Source organism: Martinezella sp. CNPSo 3890 (genome assembly GCF_057784455.1).
Genome location: NZ_JBXSOR010000004.1, coordinates 133,140 through 147,757, shown reverse-complemented (window position 1 = coordinate 147,757; position 14,618 = coordinate 133,140). Strand labels below are relative to the sequence as shown.

Here is a 14,618-nt window from a genome sequence, read left to right as displayed (position 1 = left end):
GGACATTTCACTTTTCACCGGTATTTTGACCGACAAATGGAGGAGATATCATATGGAAAGCTGCTGGCGTTGGTTCGGTCCGAAGGATCTCGTTCCGCTCTTGCATGCGCGCCAGGCCGGCGCGACAGGCATCGTCACGGCATTGCATGAGGTCTCACATTCGCGCGTCTGGATGCCGGCCGAAATCGAGGGGCGAAAGGCGCTGGTGGAAGCGGCCGGGCTACGCTGGAGCGTCTGTGAATCGATCCCGGTGCCAAGCGCGATCAAGCTCGGCGGGGCAGGGGCAAAGGCTGCGATTGGTGTCTGGAAGGACAGTCTCGTCAATCTCGCCCGCTCCGGCATCAAGACGATTTGCTACAATTTCATGCCGGTCGTCGACTGGACGCGTACGGATCTGCGCTTCGAAATGCCGACCACGGCGCTCGCCCTGCGTTTCGATATGGTGGAGTTCATCGCCTATGACGTCTTTGTTCTGCGCAGGAAAGGTGCGGAAGAAAATTATGCGCCGGACCTGCTGCGGCGTGCCGAGGAGCGGCTGAAAGGGCTCTCGCCGGAGGCCGTGCAACGGCTGGAGAATAACATCATCGCCGGTCTTCCTGGCGGCGAAGACAGCTATGGCCGCGATGCCATACGCTCGGCCATCGCACTCTTCGACGGTATAACGGCTGAGGATCTCCAGGCCAATCTCGAAGCCTTTCTGCACGAGATCGTGCCAGTTGCCGCAGAGCTCGGTGCGAGGCTTGCGATTCACCCCGACGATCCGCCCATCTCGCTTTTTGGCCTGCCGCGCGTCGTCTCGACGGCGTCGGATCTGCGCCGCATCCTCGGCAATGTCGACGATCCGGCCAACGGTTTGACGCTCTGTGTCGGATCTCTCGGCTCTCGCGCCGACAATGATGTGTTTGCTATCGCAAGCGAATTTGCCTCGCGCATCAATTTCGCGCATCTGCGCGACGTTGCGCTCGAAGCCGATGGTTCATTCGTGGAGGTCTCCCATTTGGAGGGGCGCAGCGATATGTATGCCATCCTGCGCACATTGCTCACGGAGGAGGCACGGCGTCGCAAGGAAGGCCGGGAAGACCATATGATCCCGATGCGGCCGGACCACGGACATCTGATCGGCGACGATATCGATAAGCCGACCAATCCCGGCTATTCCCTCATCGGCCGCTTGAAAGGTCTTGGCGAGCTTCACGGCGTCATCCATGCGATCGGCAAAGCAGGGCTTTGAACCTCACGGGATTTGCCGTCCCATGTCGGTGAAAAGGGGCGGAGGAATAAAGCCTGCCGTTGCATATTCGATAGGCTTTTGCCTAAAGTTTAACCTTGTTACAATTTTGATTTTATTTAGTTTTCTCGTCTATCAATGTCCAATTCGCTAATCTTCAAACTCGAATTGGCAAGGTTGACCTTCCCATGAATTCCGTTTGGCCCGACGCCCCGAACGACGATTTTCGGTCACTTTTCAAGACGCATCCGTCTCCGATGTGGGTCTATGATCCCGAGACGCTGAAATTCCTGATCGTCAACGATGCTGCCCGCGATCTCTATGGCTATAGCCTCGCTGCTTTTGCGGTCATGACCGTCCTTGATATCCGGCCTCCGGAAGAGCGCGAACGCATGCTCGATGCGGTGCACCACCGCACCGACATCGAGACGGCGCAACGCTGGACGCATCTGAAGGCGGATGGCGAGACATTCGAGGTTCTGACCTATGGGCGGGAAATCCGCTTCGACGGCAAGATGGCGATTCTGGCGATCGTGCAGGACCGCACCGAGGTCAATGCGGCACGGCGGCAGGTCGATGCCACCCAGTCGCTGTTGGACAGCATCGTCGACAATCTCCCCGTCGGCGTTTTCGTCAAGGACATGGAGCGGGATGGTCGTTATATCCTGTTCAATGAGGCGTGCGGCGCCATCGTCGGGCAGGCAGCACCAGATGTGATCGGCAAGTCGGATCGTGCGATATTTTCCGATGAGCAGACGGCGCTTTTCCGGGAGCAGGACAAGCTTGCCTTCGAAACCGCCGAAACCGTCTACTTCGAGGAAACCATTCACACGGTGGATGGCGTATTGCGTATCCTGAAGACAGCGAAACGGGCGCTTCCCGCCCCGTCAGGGCAAGCGCCGCGCTATGTTCTCGGCATTTCCCAGGATGTGACCGAGGAGCGCAGCGTCGAGGCAAGGCTTGCGCATCTTGCCATGCATGATTCCTTGACCGGGCTTCCGAACAGAGCTTTCTTTTCCGAGAACATCGTGCGGCAGGTGGCTGCTGCGAGGCCGGAAAAGCCAATCGCGCTGCTCTATATCGATGTCGATCATTTCAAGCATATCAATGACAGCAAGGGCCATGCCGCCGGCGACATGCTCCTGCGCCAGGTTGCCGAACGCCTCCAGCAGCTTGCCGAGAGGAGCGATCTGGTCGCGCGCCTGGGCGGCGACGAGTTCGCGCTGGTTTTACGGATGACGGATGCCGGGCGAGCGCGCCGCTTCGCCGACCTGTTGTTGCAATCGCTGTCGGCACCCTTCGATCTCGATGGCGTCCGGGAACATGTGACCTGCAGCATCGGCATTGCCATTGCGCCCGAGCACGGCAACGATGCTGACGTGCTGATGCGGGACGCGGATCTGGCGCTCTATGCCGCCAAGACGAGCGGCCGTTCGACCTATCGGTTCTACCAGACGGAGATGCGGCTCGAAGCTGAACGGCGCCATCAGCTCACGCTGGAGCTTCGTGAGGCGTTGCAGAACGACGAATTCGAACTTCATTACCAGCCGATCATTCGTCTGGACGAAGATACTCTCTCCGGCTTCGAAGCTCTGATCCGCTGGCGCCATCCGAAGCGCGGACTCATCTCGCCCGCAGAATTCATCCCCATCGCCGAAGAAACGGGGATGATCGTTCCGATCGGCGACTGGGTGCTGCGGGAGGCTTGCCGGACCGCCATGGAGTGGCCCGACAACCTGAAAGTGGCAATCAATCTCTCCGTCTATCAATTCCGTCATTCGAGCCTGCTGGCCACCGTCGTTTCAGCGCTGAGCGAGACAGGTCTTTGTCCCGGACGCCTGGAGATCGAGGTCACGGAATCCATCCTGCTTTCCGAGGTCGAGCAAAGCCTGTCGCTGCTGCGTGCGCTCAAGGAGCTCGGTATTCGCATCGCGATCGATGATTTCGGCACGGGCTATTCCTCGCTCAGCTATCTGCGCTCCTTCTCTTTCGACAAGATTAAGCTCGACCGCAGTTTCGTCGCCGGCATGGATGCCGATCCCGGCAATCTTGCCATCGTGCGGGCCGTAGTTGGCATCGCCTCCGGCTTCAATGCGGTGACACTGGCCGAAGGCATCGAGACGGAGGCTCAATTGGCAAAATTGCGGGCCGAGGGCTATCACGAGGTGCAGGGTTTCCTGCTCGGCCGGCCAATGTCACGCGAGGATGCCCTGGCGCGAATTCTCCGTGAGGCCTATCCCGCCCCGACGTTACGTGCCCGAAAACCAGCGCATGTATGACCGCCGAAACCTTCGGGCGGCCGTCGCAATTAATAACCAAAAAAATTTGGTACCTTGTTGTCGGGAAGGGTGGTTGACCAACGTCCTTGGATCAGCCCCGACAAGGGCGCGACACAAAGAACCGTTCCAAGGAGACCAACATGAGTGATGCAACAGAACAGTCCCAGCAGCCGCGCGTGCCGGTTCGCGGCGGCGTCGTAGCCTATCTGACGGTAGATGGCGCTGTGAAGGCAGCCGAATTCTACAAGCGCGCCTTCGGCGCCGAGCAGGCCTTCATGTATCCGGTCGATGAAAAAGGCCGGACCATGCATATTCATCTCTACATCAACGGCAGCTCGGTCATGCTCGGCGACGCTTTTCCGGAATACGGCCATGCGCTGGAAAAGCCGCAGTCCTTCACGATGCAGCTTGTCGTCGATGACCTCGATTTCTGGTGGAAGCGTGCCGTCGATGCGGGAGCGGAAGTGGTCGTCGAGCCGCAGGTTATGTTCTGGGGCGATCGCTGGGGCCAGCTGCGCGATCCATTCGGCGTCGCCTGGGCGATGAATGCGCCGGTCAACGGCTGACGATATAATGCCCTCGGTGTTTGTGGTGCCGAGGGCATTTCTTTTGGTCCGGCTGCGAAGACGCTATTCTGCAAGCAGGGTCCGCGAGAGAGGATGCTCAGCGTCCGTAAGGCCGTCCAACACCGAATAATGGTGCTTGTCGGGCTCGACCACGACCTCAGTTGCCGCCCCGAGCCCGGTCCAGATATTGGCGAGCAGCGCGTTCTGGCGGATGAATTCGGCGCGCTCGGCGCCGCCAACCCAACAGGTGAGGCGAATGTTGACGACCGGCTCGAGGAGAGCCGGGCTTTCGGCCCTTGCCTCTGCATCATCGATGCGAAGCTGCGCGTTCATGCTGCGCTTCATGATCGGGCGCAGGTCATGAAGACCGGAAATGGCGAGTACATGGCGAATGCGTTCTCGGATGGCTTCGTTGAGCGGCGATGTTGTCGTCATCATGCGGGCAACGAGCTGACCGCCGGCCGAATGGCCCGTCAGAACGATGGGTCCGCTGACGAGTTCAGCCGCCTTCGTGATCGCGGCCGCAATCTCCTTGCCGATCCCGGCGATGCGATTTTCCGGGCAAAGCGTGTAGGACGGGATCGCGACAGCGTATCCCCTAACAATCGAGCCTGCTGCAAAGTGCGACCAGTAGCTTTTGTCCAGTTGCAGCCAGTAACCGCCATGGACGAAAACCACCAATCCCTGCGGCTGGCTTTCGGGCAGAAAGAGATCGAAGCGATTACGCTCCGCAGGACCATAGGCCAGATCAAGTTTCGCGCGTCCCGCGGTCGTCAGTCTGTCCCGGAAGGATTTTGCCGGCTCGACCCAGGCGGCTGGCCACTGATCGCCGTCGGCAATATAGGCACCGTTGGTATAGGCGGCGTCCCAATCGGTGACCCTGAAATAGCTCATGTTCAGCTTCCTCTCTCCAGCTGCCGGCGCCTGTAGATCAGGTCACGGCCGCGCGCACGGCAAAGCGTGCGTCCTTCCATGATCCGCTGCTCAGGATTTCCTCAAGCACCGTCACGGCGCGCCATACGTCATGATAACCGACATAGAGCGGCGTAAAGCCGAAGCGCAGTGTCGACGGGGCACGGAAGTCGCCGATGACGCCGCGCTCGATGAGGGCCTGCATGACCTCATAAGCATTGCTGTGGATGAAGGAGACCTGGCTGCCGCGCTTTTCGTTGTCGCGCGTCGTCTCGAGCTCCACACCATATTGGCCGCATTTGGCTTCGACCAAACGGATGAAGAGATCGGTCAGCGCTATGCTTTTCCGGCGCAGCGCGTTCATGTCCACCTCATCCCAGATGGAGAGCGCCCCTTTCAGCGCCCGCAAGGAGAGGATCGGCTGTGTGCCGCAGAGAAAACGCTTGATGCCCGCATCGCCGTCGAAGCTTTGTTCGAAGGCGAAGGGACGGGCGTGGCTCCACCAGCCGCTGAGCGGCTGAACGATCGATGCGTGATGACGCTTCGCCGCATAGATAAAGGCCGGCGCGCCCGGGCCGCCATTCAGATATTTGTACGTGCAGCCGACGGCGAAATCGGCACCGGCACCGTCGAGATCGACGGGCAGGGCGCCGGCGCTGTGACACAGATCCCAGATGACGAGTGCGCCCGCTGCCTGGATGCGCTTCGTCAGTGCCGCCATGTCGCGCAGTTCGCCGCTCTTGTAGTTGACATGATTGACGAGAACGACGGCGACGGTCTCATCGATCAATTCCTCGATGGTGTCGGCATCGCGGCCTTCGAGGCGCAGCGTGACACCTGGGCGCGTCGAAACGACGCCTTCGGCCATGTAGAGATCGGTCGGGAAACTGTCGCCTTCCGCCACGATGACGTTGCGATCCGGTCGCATCGCGAGCGCCGCATGAAGTGTCTTGTAGATGTTGATCGATGTGGAGTCGGTCACGACAGTCTGCCCTTCGGCAGCCCCGATCAGCCGGCCGATGCGATCGCCGAGTTCCAGCGGCAAATGAAACCACCCGGCGCTGTTCCAGCTGCGGATCAGCCCATTGCCCCATTCCTCCATGGCGGCCTGGCGCACTTCGGCAAAAACCTCGTGCGAGGCCGCGCCGAGCGAATTGCCGTCGAGATAGATGACGCCGGCAGGCAGGGCAAAGCGGCTGCGGAAGACGCGCAGCGGGTCGGCCTCGTCCATGGCCTCGACGGCCGCGAGATCGGGAAGGCTATCCATGATGTCGTTGCCTCGTAAACTTATTCGCGAATGGTTTCTCGGGTGACGGCTCCGCCGCGGCTGCGGCGGATGCTCGGCAGCGCCAGCATGATCAGCACGAACAGGCCGGTAGCGAGTTTGAGGTTCGGCGGCGGCATGCCGGCGGCAAGGCAGAGCGATACGAGCTGATAATAGATGATGGAGCCGACGAACGGCGCCAGCAACTGACGCAGGACGGTCTGCTTGCCGGTGAAAGCTTCGCCGATCATCAGCGCTGCAAGGCCGTTGATGAGGATGCCGATGCCCATGTTGACGTCGGCAAAGCCCTGCGACTGCACCATCAAGGCGCCGCTGGCGGCTGAAAAGGCGCTGGCGATACCGACGCCGCCGATGGTGGCAGCCCAGACATTGATGCCCTGTGCCTCGGCCATGTCGGGATTGGAGCCGACCGCGCGCATGGCCGTGCCTTTCTCCGTCTTGAAGTAAAGGTTAAGGGCGATCAATACGATGATGGCAAGCAGGCCGGCGATGACGATCTTGCTCGCGGGAAAGCCGGGCTCGGTGAATGGCACGACATCGAACACAGTCGGAGAGCCGAAGACGGAGAGGTTCGATTTGCCCATGATGCCGAGGTTGACACTATAGAGCATGGTCGACATCAGGATGCCGGCAAGCAGCGTATGGATGCGGAAGCGCAGGTGAATGAAGGCCGTGCAGCAGCCGGCGGCAAGGCCGACGGCGAAGGCGACCGCAATGGCAAGCGGCGGCGCGACGCCGGCGGCAAGCAGGATGCCGCAGACGCAGCCGCCGAGCGGAAACGCACCTTCACTGGTCAGATCCGGAAAGCTCAGCATACGGAAGGGGATCATGATGCCGAGGACGACGAAGCTCAGGATGAAGCTCTGCGCCAGCGTGACCGGGATGAGCGAGACGAAGCTCGAAACGGTTGATTGAATGAAATCCATCATGATGTCAGCTCACCAGCAGCATGCGGTCGGTCTTAACGGCGAAATGGCCGATCAGTTCGGGCACGGTGATGCGCCGCTTGCCATCACCGGTAATTTCGAGATGGACGCGGCCGGCATCGAGCATGATGATGCTGTCGCCGAAATCGACGGCGTGCTGCATGTTGTGCGTCACCATCAATGTCGTCAGCTTCAGCGCCTCGACCGTGCGCACTGTTGCCTGCATGACGATATCGGCCGTGCGCGGGTCGAGCGCGGCTGTGTGTTCATCGAGCAGCAGCACATCTGGCGAGCCACCGACCGCCATGATGAGCGACAGCGACTGGCGCTGGCCGCCCGAAAGAAGCTCTACTTTTGTGTCCAGCCGATTTTCGAGGCCGAGGCCGAGGACGGCGAGCCGATCCTTGTAGGCGGCGAGCCGCGCCGCATTCAGGCCGGGCCGAAATCCTCTGGCTTTGCCGCGCAGTTCCGCCAGAAGCATGTTTTCGCCGACCGTCATGCTGGCGGCGGTTCCCTTCATCGGATCCTGGAATACGCGAGCCAGACGCGCGGCGCGTTTGTGGACCGGCATGTTCGTCACATCATCACCGTTAATGAGGATCTGACCGGAATCGAGGCTGAGAGCGCCGGAAATCGCATTCAGCATGCTGCTCTTGCCGGCGCCGTTGGAACCGATGACGACGCCGAATTCGCCTGTCTTGAGGGAGAGCGTCAGGCCATTAAGCGCGACCTTTTCGTCGGGCTGGCCTCTGTAGAAAACCTTGCGCGCGGATTTGATCTCAAGCATCCGTGCCTCCCCTGCAGTGTAGGGTTATGAAATGGCGGCGTTCCTGACGCCGCCATGGATCGGATTGATCCTACAGCGCCGCGCGTCACATATGACGCGCAAAGGTCGCTGTAGCACTTTAAATCTGCTGCGTAATTTTATCCTTAGATCGATGTCGATTTAGGGAATTATGCAGCAGAAGATGCCGCCTATCACTTCGTGAAGCAATTGCAATCGGCAAGCGAAGCCGGAACTTCGGCGCCGAATGCCTTCAACACGGTCTTGTTGATCAGCGGCGCATGGTCCTTGTAAGCCGGAACGGAAGGCTTGATCGTCTTCGGATCGGCACCCTTGAGGATCTCAGCGGCGATCTTGCCGGCATTTTCACCAACCTGCTCATAGTTGACGGCAAAGCTTGCCGGAACGACGCCATTGCGGACGGCCGCGTCGTCGGAATTGACGATCGGGATCTGAGCCTGGCGGGCGGCGGCGGCAACGGCGGGGATTGCCGGCTGCAAGAGGTTGGAAGCGGGCGTGTAGATCACGTCTGCCTTGCCGGCGAGCGAGGCAATGCGCTGCTGGATGTCGTTGACGTTGTCGACGCCGACCGGAACCACTTCGAAGCCGGCTGCCGGAGCGGCGGCCTTGACCTTGTCGATCAGCGCAACGTCGTTGGCCTCGCCCGGATTATAGGGCACGCCGATGCGCTTGGCATTCGGAAGCAGCTTCTTGGTGAAGGTGAGGATGGCCGAGATGTCCTGCAGGTCGCTCGAGCCGGTGATGCCTGTGTCACCGGCGTCCCAGGACGGGACGAGCTTGGCGGCGACGGGATCGGTGACGGCCGTAAAGACGATCGGAATGCCGGAGCCGGCCAGCGCCTTCTTGGCAATCTGCGATACGGGGGTGGTCACCGTATACATCAGCTTCGGATGTTCGGATTGCAGCTTGGCGATCATCTGCGGAACGAGCGAGGCGTCGAAGCTCGTGTTGCTTTCGGAATAGACGACATCCTTGCCTTCGACGAAGCCGTTGTCGGCAAGAGCCTTCTTGAAACCGGCAATCGATGCGTTGAGCTGCGGATGCTCGCCGAAGTTGGCGATGGCGATCTTGATGGGCTCGGCCGATGCCGTTGCAACGCTTGCTGCGAAGGCGCCGACGACAGCGAGGCCGGTCAGCCACTTGGACGTAGATCTCAGCATATTTTCCTCCCGGATGTGACAAGGAGCCGTTTTCCTTCGGCTCTCTCGGGCAGGGATCATAGCGAGTGCTGCAGGCCTGTCAATTTGTGATATATGATATTCACGATGGGCATATATAATATATAATTTCCGGAGAGGGCCATTTTATATATAATCTTTGTTTGAGGAGGATCGGGACGAAGGCCATGCAGGACAAGGATGCGCTGAGCAAGACGGAAGCGGCTTACTGGCTGTTGCGACGCGACATCCTCAATACCAAGCTAAGGCCTGGTGCGTCTCTTCGGTTGAGCGCCCTTCGGGATATCTACGGCCTCGGCTGGACGCCGCTTCGCGAGGCGCTATCGCGGCTGGAGGCCGAAAAGCTTGTGACTGCGATCAGCAATCGCGGCTTCGCTGTCGCTCCAGTATCGCGGGCCGAACTGGAGGACCTGACGCGGGCGCGCATGGTCGTGGAGCTGCCGCTTCTCATGGAATCGATCGAGAAGGGTGGCCCGGATTGGGAATCGGCCGTCGTCACTGCACATTATCGCCTCTCACGCTGCAGGATCGTGCCCGACTCCGCCTCGGAGGAGATGGCGGACGAATGGGATGAGAAGCACAGCGCCTTTCACGCTGCGCTTGTCAGCGCGGCAACGTCGAACTGGCTTCAGCGTTTCCAGTCCACCATCTCGGATCAGCTTCGCCGCCACCATCGTTTTCTCGGCCTTGCGCCGACGCAGCGCGCGGCTGCTGGCCTTTCGATCGGTTATGAAAAAGCCGTCGCCGCTTTGCAGGATGCCATGGCGATCGAGCATCATACGGCATTGATGGAAGCGGCCCTCGACCGGGATCTGGAACGTGCCAGAGCGCTGATGACCGAGCATATCGGGTACACGCTGCAGGTTTATATTCGCTCGGAGAATCATGTGAGTTAGGTCGAAACCGGATCATCGGCGAGCTGGAACGCTTGGCGCGCGAGATATCTCCTCCTGCAGGTTTTTATCGATAAGCCTCTGGTCAGCGCGCCAAGGAAAACATCCTTGCCGGGCGTTGGCCCTGCCGCCATCGAATGCGAACTGGTGCCTATCGCAGGGTCTTTCCAGCCCGATCCAGTGATTGCAACTCCACCGGTTCAGTTCCCACTAGGAGCGTTCATTTGGGGTCCGCTGGGGTGGGCGATCGGTCATTGCCCAAAGCGGCTGGGTAGGAAAGGGCATGCATTGTCGTTGATGCGACGTTCCAATGCGTCGAGTACCAGATCCGCCGTTTTGGGAGCTGCCGCGATGCCGACATGCCCGTGGCCGAATGCGGCGATCAGGCTAGGATGGCGTGACAGTGGGCCGATCACAGGAAGCCCGTCGGGCGTGGATGGCCGATGTCCCATCCAGAGGCGAAGGTGGGGTGTCTTGTCGGCAGCCAGATAGGGGTAGCTCGCCAGGGCATGGCGTTGCAGCACCTGCGCGCGCTCCCAATTCGGAGGTTTGTTCACGGTTGCAAGCTCGACCTGGCCCGAAAGGCGCAGGCCCATATTGGTCGGCGTATTGGCCATCCGGCCGGTACTCGGCATGACGGGAATTTCGAAGGGTGCCTGCCCTGATGTCACAGTCACATGATAGCCTCGTTCGCTCTGCATCGGAATGCGCACGCCAAGCGGGCGAAGCAGGCGGCCGGAATGTATGCCCGCGGCCACGACGATGCGGTCGGCAGATAGCGTCTCGCCACCCTCCAGCACCGCCTGCGGCGTTACGCCGTCGAGGATAGCTGTCACGGCGGACTGGTGGAATTGTACACCCTTGCGTCGAGCGGCTTCCACAATGCCGGCTACATAGCTTCCGGTGTCGCGGCAATGGGCGCCGTTCACCACATGGATGGCGAAGCGATAGGGGGGACCGAGAGCCGGAAGCCTTTTCCGGATTTCGGTCTCGTCCCACTCCACATATGCTACGCCGTTTTCTCGGCGCAGTTCCCAGCTCAGCGCTTCCGCCTCGAAGGAGGCCCGGTCGGGATAGGCGTAGAGCAGCCCTTTCTGAAGAACGAGCTGTTCCTGTCCGGTCTTTCGCGCGAGTTCCAGATGTCGCTCAGGGCCATCATGCAGCAGGAAGTTCAGCAATTTCGCCGTCCGGCGTACTCGGGTCTTACTGGCGCCAGCCCACAAGAACCGCAGGAGCCAAGGCGTCAGCTGCGGCAGCGACCTCCAATCGATCGTCAGCGGCCCGTTTCGATCGAGAAGGAAACCGGGAACCTTCCGCCACAGGCCGGGCATGCTCATCGGTATAATCGACGCCGGGCTGATCCAGCCGCCATTGCCGTAGCTTGCCCCGGCTTCGCTACCCGGGGCGTTGCCGTCGCAAAGCGCGACATCCCAGCCTGCTTCTGCCAATCTCAATGCCGCGGTGGCACCGATAATGCCAGCGCCAACAACGATTACCTTGCCTGTCATTGCCGTTTTCGTCCTGCTCTCAGGAAAGTCCGCCATGGAAATGGCTGAGGAATTCTCGCGTTCTCGCCTCGCGAGGCTCGTTGATGACCTGGCGCGCATCACCCGACTCGACGACGAAGCCGTCCTGCATGAAGATGACCGTATCGGCGACATCGCGAGCAAAGGCCATCTCATGAGTGACGAGGATCATCGTCATGCCCTGCTCGGCTAGCTGACGAATGACCGCCAGAACTTCGCCGACCAGTGCAGGGTCGAGTGCCGAGGTGGCCTCATCAAACAGCATGACTTCCGGTTTCATGGCGAGCGCGCGCGCGATCGCCACGCGCTGCTTCTGCCCGCCCGAAAGCTGCTCCGGGCGCGCGTCGGCTTTCGCGACCAGGCCGACCTTGGCGAGAAGCTCCATCGCGACGGTTCGCGCGGAATTCCTGTCCTGCTTCAGCACGCTCACCGGCCCAACCATCACGTTGTCGATGACGCTCATATGCGGGAACAGATTGAAGTTCTGAAACACCATCCCGGTATTGGCACGGAAGGCCGCAAGGTCCCGGTCGCGCATGGCAACCCGGCCCGCGGAAAAATCCATCCGCCTCCCGCCGATGGTAATGCAGCCCGCATCCGGCAATGACAGCAGATTGAGGCTGCGCAACAGGGTCGACTTTCCCGAGCCGCTTGGCCCGATCATCGCCACCACATGACCGCGCGGCACCGAAAGGTTGATGTCTTTCAAGACGTCGAGAGGACCGAAGGATTTCTTCAAGCCCACGACCTCGATCATCGGCTCTTCTGCGCCCATTCTCTCTATCTTGCCATTCATGCCTTACGACCCTCCAGCCAGTGCGCCAGGCGCGTCATGGGGAACAGGACCGCCAGATAGACGAATGCAATCAAAGTGTAGGTTTCAAGCGGCCGGTAGGTGGCTGAGGTCACGAGCTGACCTTGATAGAGCAGGTCGGGCACGGCGAGCACGGAGAGAAGCGAGGTGTTCTTGAGCTGCAGGACAGACTGGTTGACCAGCGGCGGCACCATGCGGCGCAACGCCTGCGGCAGAATGATCTTGGCCATCAACTGGCCTCGACGCATGCCGATCGCGCGGCCGGCATCCCATTGCCCGGCATCGATCGAGACGATGCCGCCCCGAATGATCTCCGCATAGAACGCGGCGCCGTACATGGTCAGCGTGATGAAGGCTGCCATCGCAGGGGAGATCTGAATTCCGACCAGCATGGGCAAGGCATAGTAGCACCAGACCAATTGTACGAGCACGGGCGTACAGCGAAAGAGTTCCACGATCGTCATGATCGGAACGGTGACGATTTTCAGACCCGAAAGCCGGGCAAGAGCGAAGAGCGTGCCGACAAGGATTCCGGAAACGATGGTCAGAACGGTAAAGCCGACCGTGTAGCCCAAGCCCTGAAGAAAGAGGCCGCGATACTGCCAAAGGCCGGAAAAGTCCCATTGATACTGCATCACAGCGCGCTTTGTTCGGCCCGGCTGAAAGTCCGGGGAGAGGTTGATGTAAAAAGCCACTCGCCCAATGTCAGGATGTCGAAGACGGGAAGGCCGAGAGCCGTCGCGATCGCCTGCGCAAAGGGTGGCATGTTGGTGCATTCCAGCACGATGGCGCCGACCGACGGATGCTCGGCGACGAGCTTGCGAGCAGCATCGATCACTTCGGCCTCCAGCGCCGCGTGATCGTATGCGGCAGAGCCTTCGATGAGCGCGTGAAATGCCCCGTTGGCGGGCACGCCGCGCATGGGCACGGATGGATCTGCTCCGCAGGCTTCGAACACCTCGGGAACGAGGCTTCCTGCATCATACGTTATCACGCCGGGGCGCAGGCCTGCGCCGAGCGCCATCTCGACCATGGGCAGCTGCATGAGACTGGAGGCAGCCACCGGCACGCCCAACGCCTCGGCCAGTTTCCGTTGGTGTCGCGCCATGAAGCCGCAGGATGTGACAATCGCGCGGCAGCCCTCCGAGATCAGCTCCCGTCCGGCGGCGACGAAATCGTCGACGAGACCCTCGCCGCCAGCACGGACGACGAGGGAAACGGATGCACCGCGCACCCGACGGAACCGGACCGGAAAGCGCCATGATCCAGCATGGCCGACATCGCCGGGCGGGCGTTCGAACGTCGTGTCCAGCATGATGATGCCCAAGGCACCCGAAGAGACAGACATGGTCGTGCCTGTCAGAAGGTCAGGCTTGCAGGCAGTGCAGCCTTGTCGACACCCACGAGCGCGAGGCTATCGACAATCCAGCCCGAGACCTTGCCTTGTCCGCGGCGTTCCGCAAGCCAGGCATCGACATAGTCGCGGAACTCGCCATTCGGATCGCGGCGCACGCCGATCGTGGTCGGCTGGCTTCCGTGAGGGTCGGGAATGATGAGTTTGACGTTTGGAGCGAGGTGTTTCGTCGTCACGACAGCGAGGAGCGCGACCTGGATGATGGCATCGGCGCGACCCGACTGAAGCGCCAGAATGGTCTCATCGGCAGATTTGAGCGCAACCAGCGTGCAGTTCGGCAGGTTCTTGCGGGCGAAGTTGTCCTGCGTCGAGCCGAGGTCGACGGCCACCCGCATCTCCGGTCTGTTCATTTCCTCCCACTTCGTCACCTCCAGATCCTTGCGGGCAACGAGTGTGAAGGTATTGTCCATCAGTGCCTTGGTGAAATCGACGACTTTGGCGCGCTCCGGATTGTTGCTGAGCCCGAACATGATATCGATCTTGTTGCTTTGAAGATCGATCACGGAGTTGCCCCAGGTCGTCTCGACCAGTTCCAGCTTGACGCCGATATATTGCGCGAGGTCTTGTCCCATCGCGACGCAGAAACCTTCCCATTCTCCGGTTGCGAGATTCTTGTGATAATAAGGCTCGGTGCCTGCAAACACGCCAATCCGCAGCGCCCCCCGCGCCCGGATCGCTTCGAGCGTCGGACCTTCGGTCGCTGCAAGAAGTGCGGAGGATGGAAGTAGCGCAGCAGCACCTGCGAGCAGCACTGCCCTTCCGAAATCACGTCTGTTCATGGTCATATCCCAG

Annotated in this window: 14 protein-coding genes; 4 read left to right on the top strand and 10 right to left on the bottom strand. The window is 60.5% G+C overall.

Annotation, left to right across the window (positions count from 1 at the left end; genetic code table 11):
- Positions 1–52 precede the first annotated feature (52 nt).
- The 3 genes from uxuA to AC13RC_RS13435 all read left to right on the top strand — a co-directional run bounded on the left by uxuA (position 53) and on the right by AC13RC_RS13435 (position 4,073).
- Positions 53–1,231, top strand: a complete 1,179-nt coding sequence (gene uxuA, locus AC13RC_RS13445; RefSeq protein ID WP_488557411.1) for a mannonate dehydratase — start codon at positions 53–55, stop codon at positions 1,229–1,231.
- A gap of 185 nt (positions 1,232–1,416) precedes the next feature.
- A complete protein-coding gene (locus AC13RC_RS13440; protein WP_145318641.1) occupies positions 1,417–3,507 on the top strand; it encodes a putative bifunctional diguanylate cyclase/phosphodiesterase in 2,091 nt (696 codons plus the stop codon).
- A 140-nt stretch (positions 3,508–3,647) separates the two neighbouring features.
- Positions 3,648–4,073 (top strand): VOC family protein, encoded by a 426-nt coding sequence (locus AC13RC_RS13435; protein ID WP_069610406.1) that lies wholly within the window; start codon positions 3,648–3,650, stop codon positions 4,071–4,073.
- Between the two features lie 63 nt (positions 4,074–4,136).
- Here the strand turns inward: AC13RC_RS13435 and AC13RC_RS13430 are convergent, their stop codons facing one another.
- The 5 genes from AC13RC_RS13430 to AC13RC_RS13410 form a co-directional block, all read right to left on the bottom strand.
- Positions 4,137–4,967 carry an alpha/beta hydrolase gene (locus AC13RC_RS13430; RefSeq protein WP_145318638.1) on the bottom strand — a complete coding sequence of 277 codons (831 nt, stop codon included), beginning with the start codon at positions 4,965–4,967 and terminating at the stop codon, positions 4,137–4,139.
- Between the two features lie 37 nt (positions 4,968–5,004).
- Positions 5,005–6,252: a kynureninase gene (kynU, locus tag AC13RC_RS13425; RefSeq protein ID WP_488557410.1), complete on the bottom strand. Its 1,248-nt coding sequence runs from the start codon at positions 6,250–6,252 to the stop codon at positions 5,005–5,007.
- A 20-nt stretch (positions 6,253–6,272) separates the two neighbouring features.
- Positions 6,273–7,196: an ABC transporter permease gene (locus tag AC13RC_RS13420; RefSeq protein ID WP_069610480.1), complete on the bottom strand. Its 924-nt coding sequence runs from the start codon at positions 7,194–7,196 to the stop codon at positions 6,273–6,275.
- Between the two features lie 7 nt (positions 7,197–7,203).
- Positions 7,204–7,983: an ABC transporter ATP-binding protein gene (locus tag AC13RC_RS13415; RefSeq protein WP_113350543.1), complete on the bottom strand. Its 780-nt coding sequence runs from the start codon at positions 7,981–7,983 to the stop codon at positions 7,204–7,206.
- 191 nt (positions 7,984–8,174) lie between these two features.
- Entirely contained in the window at positions 8,175–9,161 is a 987-nt protein-coding gene (locus AC13RC_RS13410; protein ID WP_183808993.1) for an ABC transporter substrate-binding protein, read from the bottom strand.
- A 185-nt stretch (positions 9,162–9,346) separates the two neighbouring features.
- Between AC13RC_RS13410 and AC13RC_RS13405 the strand changes: the two genes are divergently transcribed.
- Complete coding sequence (locus AC13RC_RS13405) at positions 9,347–10,075, top strand: GntR family transcriptional regulator (protein WP_113329713.1); 729 nt, start codon at positions 9,347–9,349, stop codon at positions 10,073–10,075.
- Positions 10,076–10,323: 248 nt separating this feature from the next.
- Here AC13RC_RS13405 and AC13RC_RS13400 read toward each other — a convergent pair whose 3' ends face one another.
- Genes AC13RC_RS13400 through AC13RC_RS13380 form a run of 5 tightly spaced genes read right to left on the bottom strand, consistent with a single transcriptional unit; the run spans position 10,324 to position 14,605 of the window.
- Complete coding sequence (locus AC13RC_RS13400; RefSeq protein ID WP_488557409.1) at positions 10,324–11,580, bottom strand: NAD(P)/FAD-dependent oxidoreductase; 1,257 nt, start codon at positions 11,578–11,580, stop codon at positions 10,324–10,326.
- A gap of 19 nt (positions 11,581–11,599) precedes the next feature.
- Positions 11,600–12,394 (bottom strand): amino acid ABC transporter ATP-binding protein, encoded by a 795-nt coding sequence (locus AC13RC_RS13395; RefSeq protein WP_488557408.1) that lies wholly within the window; start codon positions 12,392–12,394, stop codon positions 11,600–11,602.
- A complete protein-coding gene (locus AC13RC_RS13390) occupies positions 12,391–13,047 on the bottom strand; it encodes an amino acid ABC transporter permease (RefSeq protein ID WP_488557407.1) in 657 nt (218 codons plus the stop codon). Before AC13RC_RS13390 ends, AC13RC_RS13395 begins: the two co-directional genes overlap by 4 nt.
- Entirely contained in the window at positions 13,047–13,760 is a 714-nt protein-coding gene (locus tag AC13RC_RS13385; protein ID WP_488557406.1) for an aspartate/glutamate racemase family protein, read from the bottom strand. The genes AC13RC_RS13390 and AC13RC_RS13385 overlap by 1 nt, the downstream gene beginning before the upstream one ends.
- 11 nt (positions 13,761–13,771) lie before the next feature.
- Positions 13,772–14,605 carry a transporter substrate-binding domain-containing protein gene (locus AC13RC_RS13380; RefSeq protein ID WP_152093242.1) on the bottom strand — a complete coding sequence of 278 codons (834 nt, stop codon included), beginning with the start codon at positions 14,603–14,605 and terminating at the stop codon, positions 13,772–13,774.
- Between the last annotated feature and the right edge of the window lie 13 nt (positions 14,606–14,618).

Excerpts from the sequence above, each read along its gene's own strand:
- kynU (WP_488557410.1), bottom strand. The coding sequence starts at position 6,252 with ATGGATAGCCTTCCCGATCTCGCGGCCGTCGAGGCCATGGACGAGGCC.
- AC13RC_RS13405 (WP_113329713.1), top strand. The coding sequence starts at position 9,347 with ATGCAGGACAAGGATGCGCTGAGCAAGACGGAAGCGGCTTACTGGCTG.
- AC13RC_RS13440 (WP_145318641.1), top strand. The coding sequence starts at position 1,417 with ATGAATTCCGTTTGGCCCGACGCCCCGAACGACGATTTTCGGTCACTT.
- AC13RC_RS13400 (WP_488557409.1), bottom strand. The coding sequence starts at position 11,580 with ATGACAGGCAAGGTAATCGTTGTTGGCGCTGGCATTATCGGTGCCACC.
- AC13RC_RS13420 (WP_069610480.1), bottom strand. The coding sequence starts at position 7,196 with ATGGATTTCATTCAATCAACCGTTTCGAGCTTCGTCTCGCTCATCCCG.
- AC13RC_RS13380 (WP_152093242.1), bottom strand. The coding sequence starts at position 14,605 with ATGAACAGACGTGATTTCGGAAGGGCAGTGCTGCTCGCAGGTGCTGCT.
- AC13RC_RS13410 (WP_183808993.1), bottom strand. The coding sequence starts at position 9,161 with ATGCTGAGATCTACGTCCAAGTGGCTGACCGGCCTCGCTGTCGTCGGC.
- AC13RC_RS13415 (WP_113350543.1), bottom strand. The coding sequence starts at position 7,983 with ATGCTTGAGATCAAATCCGCGCGCAAGGTTTTCTACAGAGGCCAGCCC.
- AC13RC_RS13385 (WP_488557406.1), bottom strand. The coding sequence starts at position 13,760 with ATGTCTGTCTCTTCGGGTGCCTTGGGCATCATCATGCTGGACACGACG.
- AC13RC_RS13435 (WP_069610406.1), top strand. The coding sequence starts at position 3,648 with ATGAGTGATGCAACAGAACAGTCCCAGCAGCCGCGCGTGCCGGTTCGC.
- AC13RC_RS13395 (WP_488557408.1), bottom strand. The coding sequence starts at position 12,394 with ATGAATGGCAAGATAGAGAGAATGGGCGCAGAAGAGCCGATGATCGAG.
- uxuA (WP_488557411.1), top strand. The coding sequence starts at position 53 with ATGGAAAGCTGCTGGCGTTGGTTCGGTCCGAAGGATCTCGTTCCGCTC.
- AC13RC_RS13430 (WP_145318638.1), bottom strand. The coding sequence starts at position 4,967 with ATGAGCTATTTCAGGGTCACCGATTGGGACGCCGCCTATACCAACGGT.
- AC13RC_RS13390 (WP_488557407.1), bottom strand. The coding sequence starts at position 13,047 with ATGCAGTATCAATGGGACTTTTCCGGCCTTTGGCAGTATCGCGGCCTC.